17 protein-coding genes are annotated in these 20,299 nt (G+C 67.3%); 14 read left to right on the forward strand and 3 right to left on the reverse strand.

Annotation, left to right across the window (positions count from 1 at the left end):
• Positions 1-37 precede the first annotated feature (37 nt).
• Complete coding sequence (locus ABD089_RS01995; protein ID WP_343884510.1) at positions 38-2,428, reverse strand: glycoside hydrolase family 3 N-terminal domain-containing protein; 2,391 nt, start codon at positions 2,426-2,428, stop codon at positions 38-40.
• A gap of 248 nt (positions 2,429-2,676) precedes the next feature.
• On the opposite strand from ABD089_RS01995, the gene ABD089_RS02000 reads away from it, so the two are divergent.
• The 5 genes from ABD089_RS02000 to ABD089_RS02020 all read left to right on the forward strand — a co-directional run bounded on the left by ABD089_RS02000 (position 2,677) and on the right by ABD089_RS02020 (position 8,287).
• Positions 2,677-4,050, forward strand: a complete 1,374-nt coding sequence (locus tag ABD089_RS02000; RefSeq protein WP_343884512.1) for a sn-glycerol-1-phosphate dehydrogenase — start codon at positions 2,677-2,679, stop codon at positions 4,048-4,050.
• Between the two features lie 217 nt (positions 4,051-4,267).
• Complete coding sequence (locus tag ABD089_RS02005; RefSeq protein ID WP_343884513.1) at positions 4,268-5,401, forward strand: polyamine ABC transporter substrate-binding protein; 1,134 nt, start codon at positions 4,268-4,270, stop codon at positions 5,399-5,401.
• Entirely contained in the window at positions 5,398-6,621 is a 1,224-nt protein-coding gene (locus ABD089_RS02010; RefSeq protein ID WP_343884514.1) for an ABC transporter ATP-binding protein, read from the forward strand. The genes ABD089_RS02005 and ABD089_RS02010 overlap by 4 nt, the downstream gene beginning before the upstream one ends.
• Positions 6,618-7,475 (forward strand): ABC transporter permease, encoded by an 858-nt coding sequence (locus tag ABD089_RS02015; protein WP_343884515.1) that lies wholly within the window; start codon positions 6,618-6,620, stop codon positions 7,473-7,475. Before ABD089_RS02010 ends, ABD089_RS02015 begins: the two co-directional genes overlap by 4 nt.
• Positions 7,472-8,287, forward strand: coding sequence for an ABC transporter permease (locus tag ABD089_RS02020; protein ID WP_343884516.1), 816 nt, complete (start codon positions 7,472-7,474; stop codon positions 8,285-8,287). Before ABD089_RS02015 ends, ABD089_RS02020 begins: the two co-directional genes overlap by 4 nt.
• Before the next feature lie 43 nt (positions 8,288-8,330).
• Here ABD089_RS02020 and ABD089_RS02025 read toward each other — a convergent pair whose 3' ends face one another.
• Positions 8,331-9,854, reverse strand: a complete 1,524-nt coding sequence (locus ABD089_RS02025; RefSeq protein ID WP_343884517.1) for a xylulokinase — start codon at positions 9,852-9,854, stop codon at positions 8,331-8,333.
• Positions 9,855-9,987: 133 nt separating this feature from the next.
• Between ABD089_RS02025 and ffh the strand changes: the two genes are divergently transcribed.
• Both ffh and ABD089_RS02035 read left to right on the forward strand, forming a co-directional pair.
• Entirely contained in the window at positions 9,988-11,598 is a 1,611-nt protein-coding gene (ffh, locus tag ABD089_RS02030; RefSeq protein WP_343884518.1) for a signal recognition particle protein, read from the forward strand.
• Between the two features lie 61 nt (positions 11,599-11,659).
• Entirely contained in the window at positions 11,660-12,850 is a 1,191-nt protein-coding gene (locus ABD089_RS02035) for an amidohydrolase family protein (protein WP_343884519.1), read from the forward strand.
• 9 nt (positions 12,851-12,859) lie between these two features.
• On the opposite strand, the gene ABD089_RS02040 is transcribed toward ABD089_RS02035, so the two are convergent.
• Complete coding sequence (locus ABD089_RS02040) at positions 12,860-14,086, reverse strand: Nramp family divalent metal transporter (protein ID WP_343884520.1); 1,227 nt, start codon at positions 14,084-14,086, stop codon at positions 12,860-12,862.
• 207 nt (positions 14,087-14,293) lie between these two features.
• Here ABD089_RS02040 and rpsP point away from each other — a divergent pair, with 207 nt between their 5' ends.
• The 7 genes from rpsP (at position 14,294) to ABD089_RS02075 (ending at position 20,262) form a co-directional block, all read left to right on the forward strand.
• Positions 14,294-14,848 (forward strand): 30S ribosomal protein S16, encoded by a 555-nt coding sequence (rpsP, locus tag ABD089_RS02045; RefSeq protein ID WP_343884522.1) that lies wholly within the window; start codon positions 14,294-14,296, stop codon positions 14,846-14,848.
• Positions 14,848-15,114 (forward strand): RNA-binding protein, encoded by a 267-nt coding sequence (locus tag ABD089_RS02050; protein WP_343884523.1) that lies wholly within the window; start codon positions 14,848-14,850, stop codon positions 15,112-15,114. The genes rpsP and ABD089_RS02050 overlap by 1 nt, the downstream gene beginning before the upstream one ends.
• 109 nt (positions 15,115-15,223) lie before the next feature.
• Positions 15,224-15,796 carry a ribosome maturation factor RimM gene (rimM, locus tag ABD089_RS02055; protein ID WP_343884524.1) on the forward strand — a complete coding sequence of 191 codons (573 nt, stop codon included), beginning with the start codon at positions 15,224-15,226 and terminating at the stop codon, positions 15,794-15,796.
• The gene (gene trmD, locus ABD089_RS02060; protein ID WP_343884525.1) at positions 15,796-16,524 is read left to right on the forward strand and encodes a tRNA (guanosine(37)-N1)-methyltransferase TrmD; all 729 of its coding nucleotides are present in this window, start codon (positions 15,796-15,798) and stop codon (positions 16,522-16,524) included. Before rimM ends, trmD begins: the two co-directional genes overlap by 1 nt.
• A gap of 176 nt (positions 16,525-16,700) precedes the next feature.
• Positions 16,701-17,417 (forward strand): succinate dehydrogenase cytochrome b subunit, encoded by a 717-nt coding sequence (locus ABD089_RS02065; RefSeq protein WP_386769085.1) that lies wholly within the window; start codon positions 16,701-16,703, stop codon positions 17,415-17,417.
• A gap of 56 nt (positions 17,418-17,473) precedes the next feature.
• Entirely contained in the window at positions 17,474-19,516 is a 2,043-nt protein-coding gene (locus ABD089_RS02070) for a fumarate reductase/succinate dehydrogenase flavoprotein subunit (protein ID WP_343884581.1), read from the forward strand.
• The gene (locus tag ABD089_RS02075; RefSeq protein WP_343884527.1) at positions 19,513-20,262 is read left to right on the forward strand and encodes a succinate dehydrogenase/fumarate reductase iron-sulfur subunit; all 750 of its coding nucleotides are present in this window, start codon (positions 19,513-19,515) and stop codon (positions 20,260-20,262) included. Before ABD089_RS02070 ends, ABD089_RS02075 begins: the two co-directional genes overlap by 4 nt.
• The last annotated feature ends 37 nt before the right edge of the window (positions 20,263-20,299 follow it).

The following is a 20,299-nucleotide window of genomic DNA, read 5'->3' on the forward strand; positions in this document are numbered from 1 at the left end:
TGGGGGCGGGCACTGTTCTTGTCAGGAGCTCAGGCAATCACTTCTTGCCGATGACGCCCTTCCAGTTCAGGCCGAAGCCGAAGTGGTACACATTGCCGGCGGAGTCGGTGTAGGGGGTCATGTCCTCACCGACGTCCTCCAGCTGCTTCTCCACCGCGTCCATGTTCTTGGCGTTGGCAATCGGCAGGCGACCCGAGGGGTTCTTCTGGCCGAGCATGATGTCGATCAGGGCACGGTCGCTGACCGAGTAGCCCTCGACGATCGCGTCCACCTTCTTCTCGAACTCGGCCGGGATGAAGCTCGTCTTCGCCTTCACCGCGACGATCACCGGGATGTTGCGTCCGGTCTTCTTCTCGACCTTCTCGACGGCCTTGACCGCGTTCAACGTGGCGGTCAGGTCGTACTCGTTGCCGATCTTGGAGGTCTTGCCGAAGTAGGAGCGGTTCTCCACCGTCCCGTCCGCGAGCAGGTCACCGGCGATCGAGACCTTGCGGACATTCTTGCCGTTGGCGGTGTAGGGCTTCCACTGCAGCGACAGCGGGTAGAAGGTGCCGTCGGCATTGCGTCCGGCGCCGGTGAAGTTGTTGCCGCTGTCGGGGCTGCGCATTCCCACCAGCACCATGTCGACCCTGGTCAGGTCCGGCTGGGTGTAGCCGACCACATTGCCCTTGGCGTCGGTGATGGGCGTGTCCGTGAGCACCTTCTTGAAGTACTGCTTGGCGACGGCCACGTCCAGGGTCGGGCCGACGGTGTCGGTGGTCGACTGCGAGAAGACGCTCGGGAAGCCGTGCGAGATGGAGCTCGGGATGTAGACGGTCTTGTTCTTGTACGAGGCCAGCGGGGTCTTCTTGATGGTCTTCTTGGAGTTCTTGAGCATCACGACCGAGTCGAGCTGGGCCTGGTAGCCGCGCGCCACCTTGTCAAAGCTGGCGACGATCGACTTGGACTTGGCCAGATCGAGGTAGGGGTTCTCGAACAGGCCGGGCGCGAACAACATCCGCAGGATGCGCTCACCGGACTGGCGGAAGCGAGCGTCCGCCGAAATGTCATTCCTCCCGGCCTCGTAGTCGGCCTGCCACAGGTCATAGGCCGCCAGGACGGGCACCTTGTTGTTGTTGCCGCCGTACATGTCCAGCCCGGCCTGCAGTACGGCGTAGTGGCGCTCGTTGACGGTCGCGTGCTCCATGCCCCAGGCCATGCCGAAGATGGAGTTGGGGTCGGTGTAGCCGGTGGTGACGCCCCAGTCGGTGCAGATGACGCCGTCGTAACCGGCATCGCGGGCGATGTCGATCTTGGTCTTGTCGTAGGCCGAACCGACGCGGTTGCCGGTCAGCGGCGAACCGTCCTTCGCGATCGCGATCGAGTAGGAGCTCATCATCGACATCGAGTTGCTGGCAGCAGTGAAGGGCTCCAGGTGCTCGTCGAAGTTGTCGCCCGGGTAGACGGCGTACTTGCCGGCATTCATGTGCGCCTCACGGCCGCCCTCACCGGCACCGTCGCCGGGGAAGTGCTTGATCATGGCGTTGATCGAGTCCGCACCCCACCCGACTGACCTGCCGTAGACGTCGTAGGTGTTCTGGGAACCGTCGACATAGGCCTTCGCCATCGCGGAGGTGTGGGCCGCGTTCTCACCGAAGGTGCCGTCGACGCGCAGCCAGCGCGGCTCGGTGGCCAGATCGATCTGCGGGCCGAGCGCGGTGGTGATGCCCATCGCGCGGTACTCCGCCGAGGAGGTCTTTGCGAAATCGAGCATGGTCTTGGTCTTGAAGGTCGCCGACAGTCCCAGGTTGGCGGGCCAGCGGGAGATGTCGTCCCCGGTCGCGTTGTAGGCCGAGTCCTGCGCGGCCGTCGAACGCGGGTCGGAGGAGAAGTTGACCGGCACATAGGGCAGACCACTGGCAGCCTGGGCCTCGGCGAAGGCCTGCATTTCGTTGACCCAGGTCACGTTGGCGGTGACGTCATTGGCGCCGGCGTTGAGCACATTGCGCAGTTGGTCGTCCTTGAGGTATTTGCGCTGGGCATCGCTGAGCCCGGCCGCCGCGTTGCGCTCGTGGGAGCTGAACAACATCAGGCCGGCGATCTGCTCCTTGGTGAGCTCCTTCGCCAGCGACGCCGCGCGCTGGTTGGTGGTCTTGCGCCAGTCCTCCCATGCGTCCAGCTTCTTGTTGTGGTTCATGTCCTTGAAGGCCAGGGTCCCGCCAGCTGTCGGCACCGCCATGATGGTGATGCCGCTGGTGGGGGAGTAGCTCAGCGTCGGCCCGCCATTGGGGTTGTCGACCTGGACGAAGGTGGTGCGACCGTCGCTCACGGTGCGGGTGACCAACGTGGAGGGTGCGCTGTGCGCCGGCGCGGGGCACGCTGCGGCGATCAGCCCCGCCGCGGTCACCAGGCCGAGGCAGGCCTGGGCGGCCAGTTTCATGGAGGGCATGGCAGTTCCTTCTGGACGACCGGGCGACGCAACGGTGCGGCGCAGTGGGATCCGGTCGGCTCCTGGGGTGTGGTCAGCCTTGCAGCAAGCTGTGAACAAGTGCAATGGTTGCGCCGCACTTTCCTACCGATCGGTCAGGCGCATCCTCCCGTGCTCGCACAGGCATCACTGCACAGGTGGTCACATGGGCTGCGGTGGCATCCCATGCCTTCCTAGAGTGGGAACATCCCCGTGCGAAGGAGCGCCCCATGACGTCCGAACTGATCACCAAGGCCCTCGAGACGGCCACCGACACCAAGCAGATCGTCGCCGGACGGGGCGTGGTCGACCAGACGGGTGATGTCTTCACCCAGTGCTTCGGGGATGCCAGGGCCATCGTCGTCGCAGACGAGAACACCTTCGCCGCCGCGGGCGATCGCGTCGTCGCCTCTCTGCAAGCAGCGGGCGTCGAGATGGTCGAGCCCTACATCTTCCCCGGCACCCCCACGCTGTACGCCGGCTATGAGAACGTCGAGGTGCTGCGCAACCACCTCGAGGGAGTCGATGCCATCGTCTGCTCCATCGCCTCGGGGACGTTGAACGACATCGCCAAGCTGGCCAGCGGCGAACTCGGCCGCCCCTACATGAATGTCTGCACCGCCGCCTCGATGGACGGGTACGCCGCCTTCGGCGCCTCCATCACGCGAGACGGATTCAAGATCACCCGGAACTGTCCGGCCCCCACCGCCCTGGTGGCCGACCTGGACGTGATGGGTGCCGCGCCCAAGCGCCTCACCGCCACCGGCTATGGCGACCTGATCGAGAAGATCCCCGGCGGAGCCGACTGGCTGCTCTCGGACGAACTGGGCGTCGAAGCCGTCGATCCCTATGTCTGGAGCCTCGTGCAGGACACCCTGCGCGACGCCCTGTCCGACCCCGAGGGCGCCGCAGCGGGCGATCCGGACGCGATCAGTGGCCTGGCCGAGGGACTGTTGATGAGCGGTCTGGCAATGCAGGCGCACCAGTCCTCGCGTCCCGCCTCGGGAGCCGGGCACAACTTCAGCCACCAGTGGGAGATGGAGGGCCACGGGCTGGACTGGGAACCCCCGTTGAGCCACGGCAACAAGGTTGGTCTGGGCACCGTGGCCGTCTGCGCGCTGTACGAGAAGGTGCTCGAGCTCGACATCGCCGGGCTGGACGTCGACGCCGCGGTCGCCAAGTGGCCCAACCCCGAGCAGAACGACGAGCGGGTCGCCGCCCTGCAGCCGATCGAGGCCATTCGGGAGGCGGCCTTGGGCCAGTCGCGGGCCAAGTACGTCCAACCCGAGCACATTCGGGCGCGGATCGAGCTCGTCCAGCAGCACTGGCCGGCGATCCTGGAGCGCGTCAAGCCGCAGCTGGTCACCGCGCAGGAGGCGGCCGACATGCTCAAGGCCGTTGGTGGTCCCTACCACCCGGGCATGATCAACATCGACCAGGAGAAGCTGAAGCTCACCTACTACCAGGCGCAGACGATTCGTTCGCGGTACACCATCCTCGACACCCTGCAGGAGCTGGGCCTGCTGGGCGAGGTCATCGACTCGCTGTTCGAGGGGGACGGCTACTGGGCGCAGCACCCGGAGCCCGAGACCGCGGGCGCCTGAGAGTTCCTCCGGTTCGAGGGCCCGGCGATCGTGCGCACCGGGACGAGCGTGTAGGGTTCGTCCGGTTGTCTGACGGATGGCCCACGCCGTCCGGTTCGAGCCCGGTGCGCACCCGGGCCCCACAGGAGGTCCTTTATTGAACGCTGGCTCCACCGCTGACCGCCCTCCCGGGGTACGCCGGAACCCGCCGAGACGGGGACCATCTCGCCGCACCCTTTTGGGATCCGCAGCCGGAGCGGCGCTTCTTGCCGCCTGCGCACCGCCCACCCCGCCCGTCGCTGGACGGGTCGCCCCCTCGTTGCCCGCCGACCGTTCCGCGAGCGACCGTCGCGTCGCCTTCGCGAACTGGACGGCCTACATCGACACCGATGAGGAGACCGGACGCTTCCCGAGCCTCGACGCCTTCACCAAGACGACCGGCATCGCCGTCTCCTACACCGAGGAGATCGACGACAACGACGTGTACGTCAACAAGGTGTCCCCCCAGTTGCGGGCCCGGCAGGACATCGGCCGGGACATCATCGTGTTGTCCGACTGGATGGTGAACAGGGTCATCGGCCAAGGGCTGGTGCAGCCGCTGGAACTGATCCAGATGCCGCATGTCGCCAACCTGCTGCCGCAGCTCAAGGACGCCCCCTTCGACCCGGGCCGTCTGTACTCGCTGCCTTGGCAGTCGGGGCTCACGGGCATTGGTTACGACGCCTCGCGGGTCAAGCCGATCAAGAACGTGGACGACTTGTGGCGTGCCGACCTCAAGGGGCGCGTGGTCGGGCTCAGTGAGTGGCGCGACACGATCGGCATGGTGCTGCGCTCCCAGGGTGTCGACCCGGCCCAGCAGTTCACCAGCGTTCAGTTCGGCAATGCGCTCGATGTCATCGACAGGCAGCTCAGCGGCGGGCAGATCCGACGCATTCGCGGGAACTCCTATGTGCAGGACCTGCAGAGCGGCAATGCCCTGGCGGGCCTGGTCTGGAGCGGCGACATCGCCACCCTGCGCGCCGAGACCGGCAACCCCCACTGGACCTTCGTGATGCCCGAGGCGGGCGGCATGTTGTGGAGCGACAATGCCGTGATCCCGATCACCTCGACGCGACGCCGGAACGCCGAACGCCTGCTCGACTGGTACTACCAGCCGGAGGTGGCCGCCCAGGTGGCGGCGTGGGTCAACTACATCTGCCCCGTCGCCGGCGCGAACGAGGCGATGGCCGAGGTCGATCCCGAACTGGTGGACGACCCCCTGATCTTCCCGAGCGAGGACTACCTCGCGAAGTACACCAGCGTCTTCCGCGCGCTGGACGCCGCAGAAGAGGCGACCTACTCCGAGGCATGGACGAAGGTGGTGGGCCAATGAGGTTCCGACAGGGCAAGGCCGACCGGGCCGACCGCCGCGAGGAGACAGCAGGTGATCTTGCCCTGGTCGGACTGGCGAAGAGCTTCGGACGCGATCGCGTCGTCGACGACCTCAGCCTCGATGTGCCGCGCGGTTCCTTCTTCGCGCTCGTCGGCCCCTCGGGCTGCGGCAAGACGACCACCCTGCGGATGGTCGCCGGGCTGGAGCGTCCCGACGCCGGCCAGATCGTCCTGGGCAGCCGAGACATCACCGAGCTGCGCCCCCACGAACGGCCGGTAAACACCGTCTTCCAGAGCTACGCGCTGTTCCCGCACCTGAACGTGGGCGAGAATGTGGCCTTCGGGCCGCGCCGCCGTGGCGTCGACCCCAAGGTGATCGGTGCGCAGGTCGCCGACGCCCTGGCCATGGTCGACCTGGCCGGGTTGGAGAGTCGACGTCCCGGGCAGCTCTCAGGTGGCCAGCAGCAGCGCGTCGCCCTGGCGCGGGCTCTGGTGAACCGCCCCGAACTGCTGCTGCTGGACGAACCCTTGGGCGCCCTGGACCTCAAGCTGCGTCGCCAGATGCAGGTGGAGCTCAAGCGGATCCAGGCCGAGACCGGCATCACCTTCGTCCACGTCACCCACGACCAGGAGGAGGCGCTCAGCATGGCCGACACCGTCGCGGTGATGAACCACGGTGGGATCGAGCAGATGGGCGCACCGGCCGAGCTGTACGAGCTGCCGCGGACCGCCTTCGTCGCCAACTTCCTGGGCCAGTCAAATCTGGCCGAGGCCACGGTGGTCGGCCATGAGGGGGAGCTGGTCGAGCTGGAGCTCGCCGGTCAGCGCGTCCGTGCGCTGCGCTCCCGATCCGCCGATCCAAGCGCGCGCACCGCCCTGGTCGGCGTCCGTCCGGAGAAGGTGCGCGTGGTGGCCGAAGGCGCCCGGGTGAAGGGCAAGTCGATCACCAACCTGCTCGGGCGCGCTGTCGTCGCCGACGTCTCCTTTCTCGGTGTGGCCACCCAATACCTGATGGACGTGCCCGGAGCCGGACGCTGGGTCGTCCACGAGCAGAACCGGGACGTCGACGCGGGCGCCCGCCCCGGCGACGTGGTGACCTTGGCTTGGGACCTGCGCCACACCTTCACGCTGCCGGGAACTGAGGACCCGCTGGCGGGCACCGAGGAGAACATCGCCCAGATCGAGCAGACGGCGGCCGCGGAGGCGGCGTCGCTGCGATGAGCGCGCGTCCGAGTTCTCGGGTGTCGTGGTGGCTGCTGGTGCCGGGTGTCGCCTGGCTGGTGGTCTTCTTCGTCGCCCCCTTGGTGCAGTTGTTCACCGTGAGCCTGCAGTCCGACTACCCGGGTTACCCCGGCTACTACTACCGCGACCTCGCCTGGCACAACTACCTGGACGCGGTGCAGGCCTACCCCGCGCAGGTGGCGCGATCCTTCGGCTTCGCGGCCGCCGCGACGATCCTGTGCCTGTTGCTGGCCTTCCCGGTGGCCTACACGATGGTGTTCAAGGCCGGACGCTGGCGTGGGCTGCTGATGGTGCTGGTGGTGGCGCCCTTCTTCACCTCATTCGTGCTCCGAACAGTGGCCTGGCGCCAGATCCTGGCCGACGATGCCCCCCTGGCCCGCATGCTGTCCCAGTTGCACCTGTTGCCGGGCGGGCACCTCACCGACACCGGCTTCGCCGTCGTGATGGGCCTGACCTACAACTTCCTGCCCTTCATGCTGCTGCCCCTGTATGCGTCCTTGGAGCGGGTGGACCCGGCGCTGGTCGCGGCCGGCAGCGACCTGTATGCGACGCCGTGGCAGACCTTCCGGATGGTCACCGTCCCGCTGGCGATGCCCGGCGTCGTCGCCGGCATCCTGCTGACCTTCATCCCGGCGGCCGGGGACTACGTCAACGCCGACCTGCTGGGATCGGACCGGGGGACCTCGATGGTCGGCAATGCCATCGACGCGCAGTTCTTCCGGGTGCTCGGTGGCTACCCGATGGCCGCAGCGCTGTCGGTGGTGCTGATGGTCTTCATCCTGGTGATGGTGCTGGCATATGTCCGGCGCTACGGCACCGAGGAGCTGATGTGAGCAGCGCCCTGACCGTTCGCAGGTTGTTGGCTGAGCACGCTGTCCAGATCGTCGCCGGCCTGGTGCTGGGCTACCTCTTCCTGCCGGTGCTCTACACCTTCGCCTTCTCCTTCAACAGCTACACGAAGTCGAACATCGCCTGGAGCGGGAACCCGACGCTTGAGCACTGGCGCAACCCCTGTGGGGCGCCGGGCGTGTGCTCTTCGTTGCAGACCTCGCTGGCCGTCGGCCTCACGTCGACGATGCTGGCGGTGGTGCTGGGAACCGCGATGGCACTGGTGCTGGCGCGGGGCAGGTTCCGGGGGCGGGGTCTGGTGGACCTGTTGGTGCTGTTGCCGATGGCCACGCCCGAGGTGGTGCTGGGAGCCTCGCTGCTGACGATCTTCGTCCAGGGCTTCTACCGTCTGGGCCTGCACCTCGGCTTCTGGACGATCGTCTTCTCCCACACCATGTTCTGCCTGTCCTTCGTCGTGGTGACGGTCCGGGCCCGGCTGCAATCCCTGGACCCCCGGCTGGAGGAGGCTGCCGCCGACCTCTACGCCGGGCCGCTGGACGCCTTCTGGCGAGTGACGCTGCCATCGATCCTCCCCGGTGTCGCGGCCGCGGCGCTGCTCAGCTTCGCGCTCAGCTTCGACGACGTGATCATCACCACCTTCGTCTCCGGCGAGGTCAGCACCTTCCCGACCTTCGTCTACACCGCCTACCTGCGCGGGATCCCCGCCGAGGCAAACGTGATCGGCTCGGCCATGCTCCTGGCTGCGATCGCCTGCGTCGCCGCCGGCATGCTGCTCGGGCGGCACCGGGTCCGCTGACCTCGCCAGTTCTGGTTGGTGGCGGTTCAGCGCTGGTGACGGTTCAGCGCTGGTGGCGGAGCAAGAACTGCGAGTGCGCCTCGAAGGCATGCGCCAGGGCTGGGTAGAGCAGCCCCTGCACCTCCGCCAGCTCGCGGTAGAGCTCGACCCGTTCCGGGTCCGGTTCGCTCGTGTCACCCAGCTTGGCCATCGCGCGAGCGGTGGCGGGAATGTCACCGACGACGCCGGTGGAGGCCATTGCCAGCACGGCCGCGCCCATGGCCGAGACCTCCTCGGTCTCACAGGCGGTCAAGGGAAGTCCCACGCAGTCGGTCATCACCTGACGCCACAGCGGGCTGCGTTGTCCGCCACCCATCACCCGGACGCTGGTCAGCGGGGTGCCGGTGTCGTTCTGCAGCCCCCGCAGGTTGCGGGCCATCTCGATGGACAGACCCTCAAGGATGGAGCGGTAGATCTCAGGGCGTCCGTGGGCCCCACCCAGCCCGACGATCGCGCCCTTCGCGACGGGATTCCAGTAGGGCGACTGCACGGCATTCCAGTAGGGGAGCACCATGGGGCCGCCAACGCCAGCGGGTACGCCTGCGGCCGCCTCTTCGAGCGCTGGGTCGGGGGCGCCCTTCAGGGCGGGGTCGCCCAGCTCGGTGCGGAACCATCCCGCGAGGTATGAGCCTGAATTCTGCACGATCTCCAGGACGTAGTGCCCCGGAATCCCGGCCGCGTCGGTGCGGTACACGTCGCCGACCTCGTACGTGGCGCAGTGGACACCAGCGACCAGCGCGGTGCCCATGTTGAGGTAGGCCTCGTCGGGTCCGATGGCTCCGCACCCCAGGCCGGCGGCCTGACCGTCGCCGCAAGAAGCGATCAACTCGACGTCCTGCTCGAGGCCCCAGGCGCGGGTGACGTCTCGTCGGATGGGGCCCATCGACGATCCGGGGTCGACCAGTTGCGGGAGCTGGTCACGGCGCAGGCCGACCATGGCGAGCACCGAGTCGTCGAAGTCCAATCGGGCCATGTCGAACAGGCCCAGTGAGTCCGCAGCGGCTGCGGAGTCGACCCAGTGGCCGGTCATGGCGTGGGCGAGGTAGCCATGTACGCCGGTGACCCGGGCGGCGCGCGAGACGTTCTCGGGCTCATGCTCGTTCAACCAGGCGATCTTGTAGACCGATGGGGTCACGTCGGGCTGGAAACCGGTGAGGCGGTGCAGATCGCGGGTACCGATGCGCCGGGCCTGTTCGGCAGCTCGACCGTCCAGCCACAAGATGCCGGGACGCACCGGCTCCCCGTCCGCGTCGACGAGGGCGAAGGACTGGCGCTGGATGGTGGAGCACAGGGCCACGATGCGAGCGCGCTCGTTTGCACCGAGCTGTTCCACGGCCCGCCCGACGGCCGTGTTCGTGCTGGTCCACCACTCGCGCGGGTCCTGCTCGTACTTGTCGAGCCCAGGCGTGCTCATGCCCAGTTCACAGCGTCCTTCACTGAGGACATGCCCGGTGGGGTCGGCCACGATCGCCTTGGTGGCGGTGGTGCTGGAGTCGACGGCGATGACGAGGGGGTGGGTGCTCTGCATGGCCTCACCCTAGGAGCCCCGACGACGTGAGCGACAGGGGATTGGGTGCCCCTTCGGTATCCTTGGTGCGTTGCGCCCCCAGGGCGCCATCCGACGTGCCGTTTCCGGCGCCCGACGACGTGAGGACCCAAGCGTGTTCGACACCCTGCAGGACCGGCTCCAGGCGACCTTCAAGGGTCTGCGTGGCAAGGGGCGACTGTCCGAGGCCGACATCGACGCGACCGCCCGGGAGATCCGGATCGCACTGCTCGAGGCTGACGTCAACCTCGCGGTCGTCAAGGAGTTCGTCGCGAACCTCAAGGAGCGGTGCCGCTCCGAGGAGGTCAGCCAGGCCCTCAACCCGACCCAGCAGATCATCAAGATCGTCAACGAGGAACTTGTCAACATCCTCGGTGGCGAGACCCGCACCATCCGCTTCGCCAAGAACCCGCCGACCGTCATCATGCTGGCCGGCCTCCAGGGCGCCGGCAAGACGACACTGGCCGGCAAGCTGGCCCGCTGGCTCAAGTCCGAGGGACACTCGCCGCTGCTGGTCGCCGCCGACCTCCAACGCCCCAATGCCGTCAACCAGCTGCAGATCGTGGGACAGCGCGCCGGCGTGCACGTCTTCGCCCCCGAGCCCGGCAACGGAATCGGCGACCCGATCCAGGTTGCCCGCACCTCGATCCTCGAGGCCCAGCGCAAGCTCTACGACGTCGTCATCGTCGACACCGCCGGCCGTCTGGGCATCGACGCAGAGCTGATGCAGCAGGCCGCCGACATCAAGGCCGCCGTCACCCCCGACGAGACGCTCTTCGTCGTCGACGCGATGATCGGCCAGGACGCGGTGAACACCGCGCTGGCCTTCGAGGACGGCGTCGGTTTCGACGGTGTCGTGCTCACCAAGCTCGACGGCGACGCCCGCGGCGGTGCCGCCCTGTCGATCGCGCGGGTGATCGGCAAGCCGATCATGTTCGCCTCCAACGGCGAGGGCCTGGGCGACTTCGACGTCTTCCACCCCGACCGGATGGCCAGCCGCATCCTCGACCTGGGCGACATGCTCACCCTGATCGAGCAGGCCGAGAAGCACTTCGACGCCGAGCAGTCGCGCGTCGCCGCAGAGAAACTGATGGGGGGCAAGGGCGAGTTCGGCCTGGGCGACTTCCTGCTGCAGATGCAGCAGATGCGCAAGATGGGCCCGATGAGCAAGATCTTCGGGATGCTGCCGGGCATGGGCCAGATGAAGGACCAGCTCGCCAACATCGACGAGAAGGAGGTCGACCGCATCGAGGCGATCATCTACTCGATGACGCCGGCCGAGCGCGACGACGTCTCCATCCTCAACGGATCCCGCCGGGCGCGTATCGCCAAGGGCGCCGGTGTGACCGTTCAGGACGTGAACCAGCTGGTCAACCGCTTCGTCGAGGCTCGCAAGATGATGAAGCAGATGGCCGGGATGATGGGCGGCGGCGGCATGCCCGGAATGGGTGGCATGCCCGGCATGGGTGGCGGACGCAAGGCCAAGGCCCCCCAAACGAAGAAGGGCAAGAAGGGCCAGCAGAAGGTCTCCGGTAACCCGGCGAAGCGCGCCGCGGCCCTGACCGGTGGCCAGGACGAGGCCCAGGCCGTCGACCCCGGGGCGGCCTTCGGCATGGGCAATGGCGCGCAGTCCGAGGCCGAGTTGCAGCAGGCGATGGCCGACTTCCAGCTTCCGCCCGAGATGCAGCGGATGTTCAACCAGCAGGGGAAGGGCCCGCTGGGCTGACACCTGCGCGGTAGGGCCTTTCCCTGTTCCAAACCGGCTGCGGCTTGGGCAGGATGGGGCCATGACCCACTCCCACGACGAACTCGCGCAGCATTTCGTCCACACCCACTCCCACGACGGGCACACCCACACGCACGTGGGGGAGCGGGTCGTCCCCGACGGTCCCGAGGTGGCACTGCACCTGGCCGGGGTCGTGCTGCCCGACGGCGAGTACCGCGACCTGTGGGTGCGTGACGGCATCATCGACTTCGAGCCCGTGCCGGGCGCGGTGACCGTCGCGGAGAAGGTCTGGATCATGCCGGGTCTGGTCGACGCCCACTGCCACGTCGGGCTGGACCAGAACGGTGCCGTGCCCGACGACGTCGCCGAGCAGCAGGCCATCGACGACCGGGACGCGGGGACGCTGCTGGTCCGCGACGCCGGTTCGCCCGCCGACACCCGCTGGATCGACGACCGGGACGACCTGCCCAGAATCATCCGCGCGGGGCGCCACATCGCCCGTCCCAAGCGTTACCTGCGCAACTACGCCGACGAGGTGGAGCCCGAGGACCTCGTCGCCACCGTCCGCAAGCAGGCCCGTGCCGGAGACGGCTGGGTGAAGCTGGTCGGCGACTGGATCGACCGCACCGAGGGCGACCTGGCGCCGCTGTGGCCGGCCGACGTGGCGGCCGAAGCCATCGCCGCCGCGCACGAGGAGGGGGCCAGGGTCACGGCGCACTGTTTCGGTGAGGACTCCGCCGCAGAACTCGTCGCGGCAGGCATCGACGGTATTGAGCACGGCACCGGGTTGACCGACGACGTCATCGCCCAGATGGCGGAGCGGCAGGTCTCGCTGGTGCCGACCATGGTGAACCTGGAGAACTTCCCCGAGATCGCCGCCAGCGCACAGGAGAAGTTCCCGCGCTACGCAGCGCACATGCGCGAGCTCTACGCCAGGCGACTCGACACGCTCCGGACGGCGCGAGAGGCGGGCGTCCCGATCTTCGCCGGGACCGACGCCGGCGGCGTGATGCCGCACGGCATCCTTGGCGAGGAGGTCGAGCAACTGGGCGCGATCGGTGATGCCGACTTCGCTTTGGGCGCCGCATCCTGGCGGGCCCGGGAATGGTTGGGTCAGCCGGGCATCGAGCAGGGGGCCCCGGCTGACCTGGTCGTCTTCGCGGACGACCCGCGAGTCCACCTCGGGATCGCACGCCACCCGCTGCTGGTGGTGCTGCGCGGACGGATCGTCGTCCCGGCGCCAACCAACTGAAGGGTCGGCTCAGCTGACGGCGAGCCAGACGAGCACCAGGTTGAGCCCGACGATCGCCGCGACCACCGACCAGGCGACCAGCCTCACCCACCACGAGTTGGCGTAGCGGCCCATCGTCCGTCTCGAGCTGGTCAGGTGTACCAGCGGGACGAGGGCGAAGGCGATGCCGAAGCTGAGCAGCAACTGGCTGGTCACCAACAGTTGCGAGGGGTGGACCCCGAGGGCCAGGAGCACCACGGCGGGGACGATCGTGATCCCGCGACGGACGTGGTGTGACATCGACCAGGGCCACAGGTCGCGCATGATGCGTGCGCCAGCGTGCGTGCCCACCAACGCGGACCCGATGCCCGAGACCAGCAGTCCTGCTCCGAAGATCGTCGCCGGGGCCACGCCCACCCGTGACTTGATCGCGGCGTAGGCCGACTCGATCGAGTCGGTGGCGTCGAGGCCCTGCAGCGTGGAGGCCGCGAACAGGACCATCGAGATGTTGACCGTGCCCGCCACCAGCAGCGCGAGAAGGACGTCGACGCGCTGCGCCGCGAGCAGACGTCCGATCCCGTGGTCACGGCCGCCGGAGGGACGGTGCCGGTCGGCGGCCAGGGTCGAGTGCAGGTAGATCGCGTGCGGCATCACGGTGGCGCCCAACATCGCAGCCGCCAGCGCGATCGAATCTGTACCGCGGAAGCGGGGGAGCACTCCGGCCAGGGCCTGCGCCGGGTCGGGCGGTGACCAGATCATGCCGGCCATGAAGCCGATGGTGACCAGCGCGAGGAAGGCGCTGATCACCATCTCGAAGACGCGTTCACCGCCCGTCCGCAGTGCATCGAGCAGGACGAGCGTGACCACGCCAACGATCAGGCCGCCCAGCCACAGCGGGATGCCGAACAGCAGGTGCAGGCCCAGGGCGCCCCCGATCACCTCGGCGACGTCGGTTGCCACGGCCATCACCAGGGCCTGCACCGCGTAACCGACGCGGGCGACGCGTCCGCGCTTGTTCTCGAGGTGCTCGCCGACCAGCGACGACAGCGAACGCCCCGTCACCACGCCCAGCTTGGCGGAGAGGTACTGCACCAACACGGCCATGGCGCTCGAGACCACGAGCACCCAGACCAGGAGGTATCCGTAGCGTGAGCCCGCAGTGAGGTTCGCGGCGACATTGCCGGGGTCGACGTAGGCGACCGACGCCACGAAGGCAGGACCGAGCAGCCCCAGGAGCCCTCGGTCGCCACGTCGCATGCGCCATAACCTAGTGCCGCTGGTTCGGTTGGTGCGCCACCGCCGTCTTCTGGCACAATGGTCGGTGCATCTGTGTCGTCGGCGCCCTCTAAACCCGGCGGCAAGGTCCATCCGGCGCTCGTGTCCCATGCCCCACATGGTTCCCGGGAGCTACCCGCCTGGTACCAGGGCCGTTCCTGGACCATTCCAAACAGGAGAACCACACACGTGGCAACCAAGATTCGTCTGAAGCGTCTCGGCAAGATCCGCTCGCCGCACTACCGCATCGTCGTCATGGACTCGCGCACCAAGCGCGACGGTCGTGCGATCGAGGAGATCGGCATCTACCACCCCAAGAATGACCCCTCGGTCATCCAGGTGAACTCCGAGCGTGCGCAGTACTGGCTGAGCGTGGGCGCCCAGCCGACCGAGGCCGTCGTCGCCATCTTCAAGCGTTCCGGCGACTGGCAGAAGTTCACCGGCGACACCTCGCCGTCGGGCATCGACCCGCAGCCCGAGAAGGCCGACAAGATCGCGCGCTTCAACGCCGCGCTGGCCGAGGCTGACGACGCCCCCAAGGCTGACGCCATCACCAAGAAGGCTCCCAAGGCCGACGAGGCTGCCAAGGCTGACGAGGCTGCCAAGGCTGACGAGGCCGAGGCGAAGGTCGACGACCAGGCCGCCGAGCCCGAGGTCTCCGCCGAGGCTCCGGCCGAGGGCGATGCCGAGGTGGTCGAGGCTGCCGAGGCTGAGAAGGCCGACGAGACCCAGGTCGACGCCTGATGCTCGCCGACGCACTGGAGCACCTCGTCCGCGGCATCGTCGGCACTCCCGACGATGTTGTCGTCAAGGACAAGGACCTCCGCCGCGGACGCCTGCTCGAGGTTCGCGTGAATCCCGAGGACATCGGCAAGGTCATCGGTCGTCAGGGTCGCACCGCTTCGGCGCTGCGCACCGTGGTGGCCGCGCTGGCCGGTCGCGAGTCGGTTCGCGTCGACTTCGTCGACGTCGACCGCCGCAGCACCGGTGGCCGCGGATTCCGCCGCTGACACAGATCCGACGCGCCCCGCACCAGCATCGGTGCGGGGCGCCGTCGTGTCCACACCTGCACGATGCGGCGCGGGTGCACCCATCCACACACATGAGAGGCTGGCGGGCATGAGCCTGGAAGAAGTCGTCGTCGGGGCGGTGGGCAAGGCCCACGGGCTGCGGGGGGATGTCGCGATCGACGTCCGCACCGATGAGCCGGAGCGTCGTTTTGCTGACGGGGCCGTGCTCCGCGCCGAGGGCGATGCCCGAGGCACGCTCACCATCGCGTCCACCCGCTGGCACTCCGGACGACTGCTCGCCCGTTTCGTCGAGGCCAACGACCGTACGGCCGTCGAGCAACTCCGCGGTGTGGTCCTTGTGGTCGACGTCCCCTCCGACGAGGTGCCCGAGGACGAGGACGAGTACTACGACCGTCAGCTCATCGGCCTGGACGTGCTGGCTGCCGACGGCACCCGCGTCGGTGAGGTGACCGAGGTGATCCACCTGCCGGTGCAGGACGCGCTCGTGGTGCGCACCACGGACGGGGAACGTTTGATTCCATTCGTTGCGGCGCTGGTGCCGGATGTCGATCTGAAGGCAGGAACCTGCACTTTGGCCGATGTGCGCGGCCTGCTGGACGACGAGGCCGAGGTCGCCGGCCCCGATGAGCCGGTTGACGGCGCCGCCGAGGTCGAGGCCTGATGGGCCCCCGGATGCGCATCGACGTCATCTCGATCTTCCCTGACTACTTCGCACCGCTGCAGCTCTCCCTGGTGGGCAAGGCGATCGCCTCCGGTCTGCTGGAAGTGGGGGTCCATGACCTGCGGCGTTGGACGCACGACCGGCACAACACCACCGACGACACCCCCTACGGCGGGGGTGCCGGCATGGTGATGAAGCCCGAACCATGGGGTGAGGCGCTCGACGAGATGCTGGACGCATCCACCGACGACGCGTCCATCGCGCCGCCAACGCTGGTGGTCCCGAGCCCGTCCGGCGTCCCCTTCACGCAACAGATTGCCTACGAGCTCAGTGAACTGCGCCACCTGGTCTTCGCCTGCGGACGCTATGAGGGCATCGACCACCGGGTGATCGGCCACGCGGGCACCCGGATGCCAGTGCGCGAGCTGAGCTTGGGCGACTACGTCCTGAATGGGGGAGAGGTCGCCGCACTGGCCTTCATTGAGGCCACGGTCCGGCTCATCCCCGGTGTCATCGGCAACCCGGCGTCGCTGACCGAGGAGTCCCATTCCGAGGGCCAGGACGGGCTGCTGGAGTACCCCGTGTACACCAAGCCGCCGTCGTGGCGGGGGCTGGACGTCCCCGACGTCCTGTTGAGCGGACATCATGCCCGCATCGCCGCCTGGCGCCGCGACCAGGCCCTCGAGTTGACCCGTCTTCGTCGGCCCGACCTCCTGTCGGGGGAATGAACCGGGCAGGGGCGATCAGCGTCTTTTGCAACGGTTTTATTTCGCTTCAACTTCATGCCGAAAATAGCGGCCAAGCGGGGCGAACGGGCCAGTCATAACGTGTTGGCGGTGCTATTTCCCATTAAACCCGCGCCACGGGGGGACCGGGTGCACAACGCCGCGCGAACCCGTCTAGGGTGTTACTCGTGGCGACTACTCTCACTACTCATCAAAGAGCGGTCCGATCCACTGTCGCGAAGAAGGCCATCATGGCCATCACGGGGCTGTGTCTGATCGGCTTCCTGCTCATGCACATGTTCGGCAACTCCAAGTTGCTGCTTCCCGACGACGGCAAGGAGTTCAACGAGTACGCGCACTACCTGCGCCACTTGTTGTACCCGATCATGCCGCCGTACCTGTTCCTCTGGCTCTTCCGCATCTTCCTGCTGGTGTGCCTCGTCCTCCACATGTGGTCGGCGTTCGAGCTGAGCGGCCGCAAGTCCCGCAATGTCGGGGGAGCACGGTACGCGAACACCAAGCACATGGAGAGCTCCTACGCGGCGCGCACCATGATGATGTCCGGCCCGATCCTGCTGCTCGGCCTCATCCTGCACCTGCTGCAGTACACGGCCCAGGTGTTGAAGGTGGGCTACTCCGACACCAACACCGAGCCGTTCACCCGCGTCATGCTGGCCTACCAGGAATGGTGGGTGTGGCTGGCCTACGTCATCTTCATGGCAGCCGTCTGCATGCACGTCTACCACGGCTTCGCGAGCGCCTTCTTCACCTTGGGTGCCAATACCAGTGCGAAGGCCCGTTCGGTGCTGAAGGGGCTGTCGGCGCTGATCGCGGTTCTGCTGTTCGTCGGCTTCCTCATCCCGCCGACGCTGATTCTGCTGGGAGTGATTGGATAATGAGCGAGACCCCCCGTACCGAGGCACAGTCCCTCGTCGAGGCCGCGTCGGAGACGATGTCGCCGAATGCTTCCCCCTCCATCAACGGCGGTGCCGCCCCCCAGCTCGGTCTGGACGACGCGAACTACTACGTCGTCGGTAACGACATCGCCGACACCAAGGCGCCGATGGACCAGCCTGTCGAGAAGATGTGGAGCCAGCGCAAGTTCTCCGCCAAGCTGGTCAACCCGGCCAATCGTCGCAAGCTGTCGGTGATCATCGTCGGCACCGGCCTGGCCGGTGGCGCTGCTGCTGCCACGCTGGGCGAGGCGGGCTACAACGTCCTCAGCTTCTGCTACCAGGACAGCCCGCGTCGTGCGCACTCGATCGCGGCGCAAGGTGGCATCAACGCTGCGAAGAACTACCGCAACGATGGTGACTCCACCTACCGGCTGTTCTACGACACCGTCAAGGGCGGCGACTACCGCGCCCGTGAGACGAATGTCTACCGTTTGGCCGAGGTCAGCGCGAACATCATCGACCAGTGTGTTGCCCAGGGCGTCCCCTTCGCCCGTGAGTACGGCGGCCTGCTGGACACGCGTTCTTTCGGTGGCGTGCAGGTGCAGCGCACTTTCTACGCCCGTGGCCAGACCGGTCAGCAGCTGCTGATCGGCGCCTACCAGGCGCTCGAGCGCCAGGTGGCCGCCGGTACGGTGAAGATGCACACCCGTCACGAGATGATCGAGCTCATCCTGGTCGACGGCGTCGCCCGCGGCATCGTGACCCGCAACATGGTCACCGGCAAGATCGAGGCCCACACGGCCGATGCGGTCGTGCTCGCCACCGGTGGCTACGGCAACGTCTTCTTCCTGTCGACGAACGCCATGGGCTGCAATGTGACCGCCACCTGGCGTGCACACCGCAAGGGTGCCTTCTTCGGCAACCCCTGCTACACGCAGATCCACCCGACCTGCATTCCCGTGCACGGTGAGACCCAGTCGAAGCTGACGCTCATGTCCGAGTCGCTGCGCAACGACGGTCGCATTTGGGTGCCCAAGCGTGCCGAGGACTGCGGCAAGGACCCGCGTCAGATCGCCGAGGGTGATCGCGACTACTACCTGGAGCGGATCTACCCCTCCTTCGGCAACCTGGTGCCGCGTGACATCGCGTCCCGCCAGGCGAAGAACATGTGCGATGAAGGCCGTGGCGTCGGCCCGGCGGTCACCGAGCGTGATCCCGAGACCGGTGTCGAGCGCCAGGTGCGTCGTGGCGTCTACCTCGACTTCTCCGATGCGATCAACCGCCTCGGCAAGAAGGCCGTGGAGGCCAAGTACGGCAACCTCTTCGACATGTACAAGCAGATCACCGCAGAGGATCCGTACGAGACCCCGATGCGCATCTACCCGGCCGTCCACTACACCATGGGTGGCCTCTGGGTGGACTACGACCTGCAGAGCTCCATCACCGGCCTGTATGTGACCGGTGAGGCGAACTTCTCCGACCACGGCGCCAACCGCCTCGGTGCCTCGGCGCTGATGCAGGGCCTCGCCGACGGGTACTTCGTCCTGCCGAACACGATCAACGACTACCTGGCTGGCGCGCCCTTCGAGAAGGTCGGGGCCGACCACCCGGCCGTCGTCGAGGCAGTCCAGTCCGCGACCGAGCGCATCAACACGCTGCTCTCGATCAACGGCACCCGCACGGTCGACTCCATCCACAAGGAGCTCGGCAACATCATGTGGGAGTACTGCGGCATGGACCGTCGCGAGCCCGGTCTGAAGACCGCGATCGCGAAGATCCGCGAACTCAAGAACGAGTTCTGGACCAACGTCAAGGTCACCGGCGTCAACGAGGACTTCAACCAGACCCTCGAGCGTGCCAACCGACTGGCCGACTTCCTCGAGCTCGGTGAGCTCATGTGCATCGATGCCCTGCACCGCCGCGAGTCCTGTGGTGGTCACTTCCGCGGCGAGAGCCAGACGGAGGAGGGGGAGGCGCTACGTCACGACGACGAGTTCCTCTATGTCGCGGCCTGGGAGTACGGCGAGGACAAGCCGGTCCTCCACAAGGAACCGCTGGTCTACAAGGCCATCGAGCTGAAGCAGAGGAGCTACAAGTGAAGGTTACGCTTCGCATCTGGCGTCAGGCCGGCCCTGACGCACAGGGCCAGTTGGTCAGCTACCCCCTCGAGGGGGTCAGTGAGGACATGTCCTTCTTGGAGATGCTCGACCTGCTCAACGAGAAACTCACGATGGATGGTGTCGAGCCGGTCGCGTTCGACCATGACTGCCGTGAGGGCATCTGCGGCACGTGTGGCGTCGTCATCAACGGTGTCGCGCACGGTGGCCAGCACACGACCACCTGCCAGCTGCACATGCGCTCCTTCGCGGATGGTGCCGTGATCGACATCGAGCCCTGGAAGGCCGGCGCATTCCCGGTCATCAAGGACCTCGTCGTCGACCGCTCGGCCTTCGATCGGATCATCCAGTCGGGAGGCTTCATCTCGGCGAACACCGGTTCAGCTCCGGACGCACACGCGACCCCGGCGCCGAAGCGCGAGGCAGACATCGCCTTCGACAACGCCACCTGTATCGGTTGCGGCGCCTGCGTGGCGGCGTGCCCGAACGGCTCGGCGATGCTGTTCACCTCGGCGAAGATCACCCACCTGGCCATGCTTCCGCAGGGTCAGCCGGAGCGGTACAGCCGTGTGAAGTCGATGGTTGCCCAGCATGACTCCGAGGGCTTCGGTGCGTGCACCAACATCGGCGAGTGCGCCCAGGTCTGCCCCAAGGGCATTCCGCTGGCATCGATCAGCCAGCTGAACCGCGAGCTGATCAAGTCGCTCTTCAAGGGCGACGGCAAGTGAGCCGGTAGCCACAGCCACACGGCGAGGGGCCGGACGG

The sequence above is a fragment of the Luteococcus sanguinis genome (genome assembly GCF_039527675.1).
Taxonomy (GTDB): Bacteria; Actinomycetota; Actinomycetes; order Propionibacteriales; family Propionibacteriaceae; genus Luteococcus; species Luteococcus sanguinis.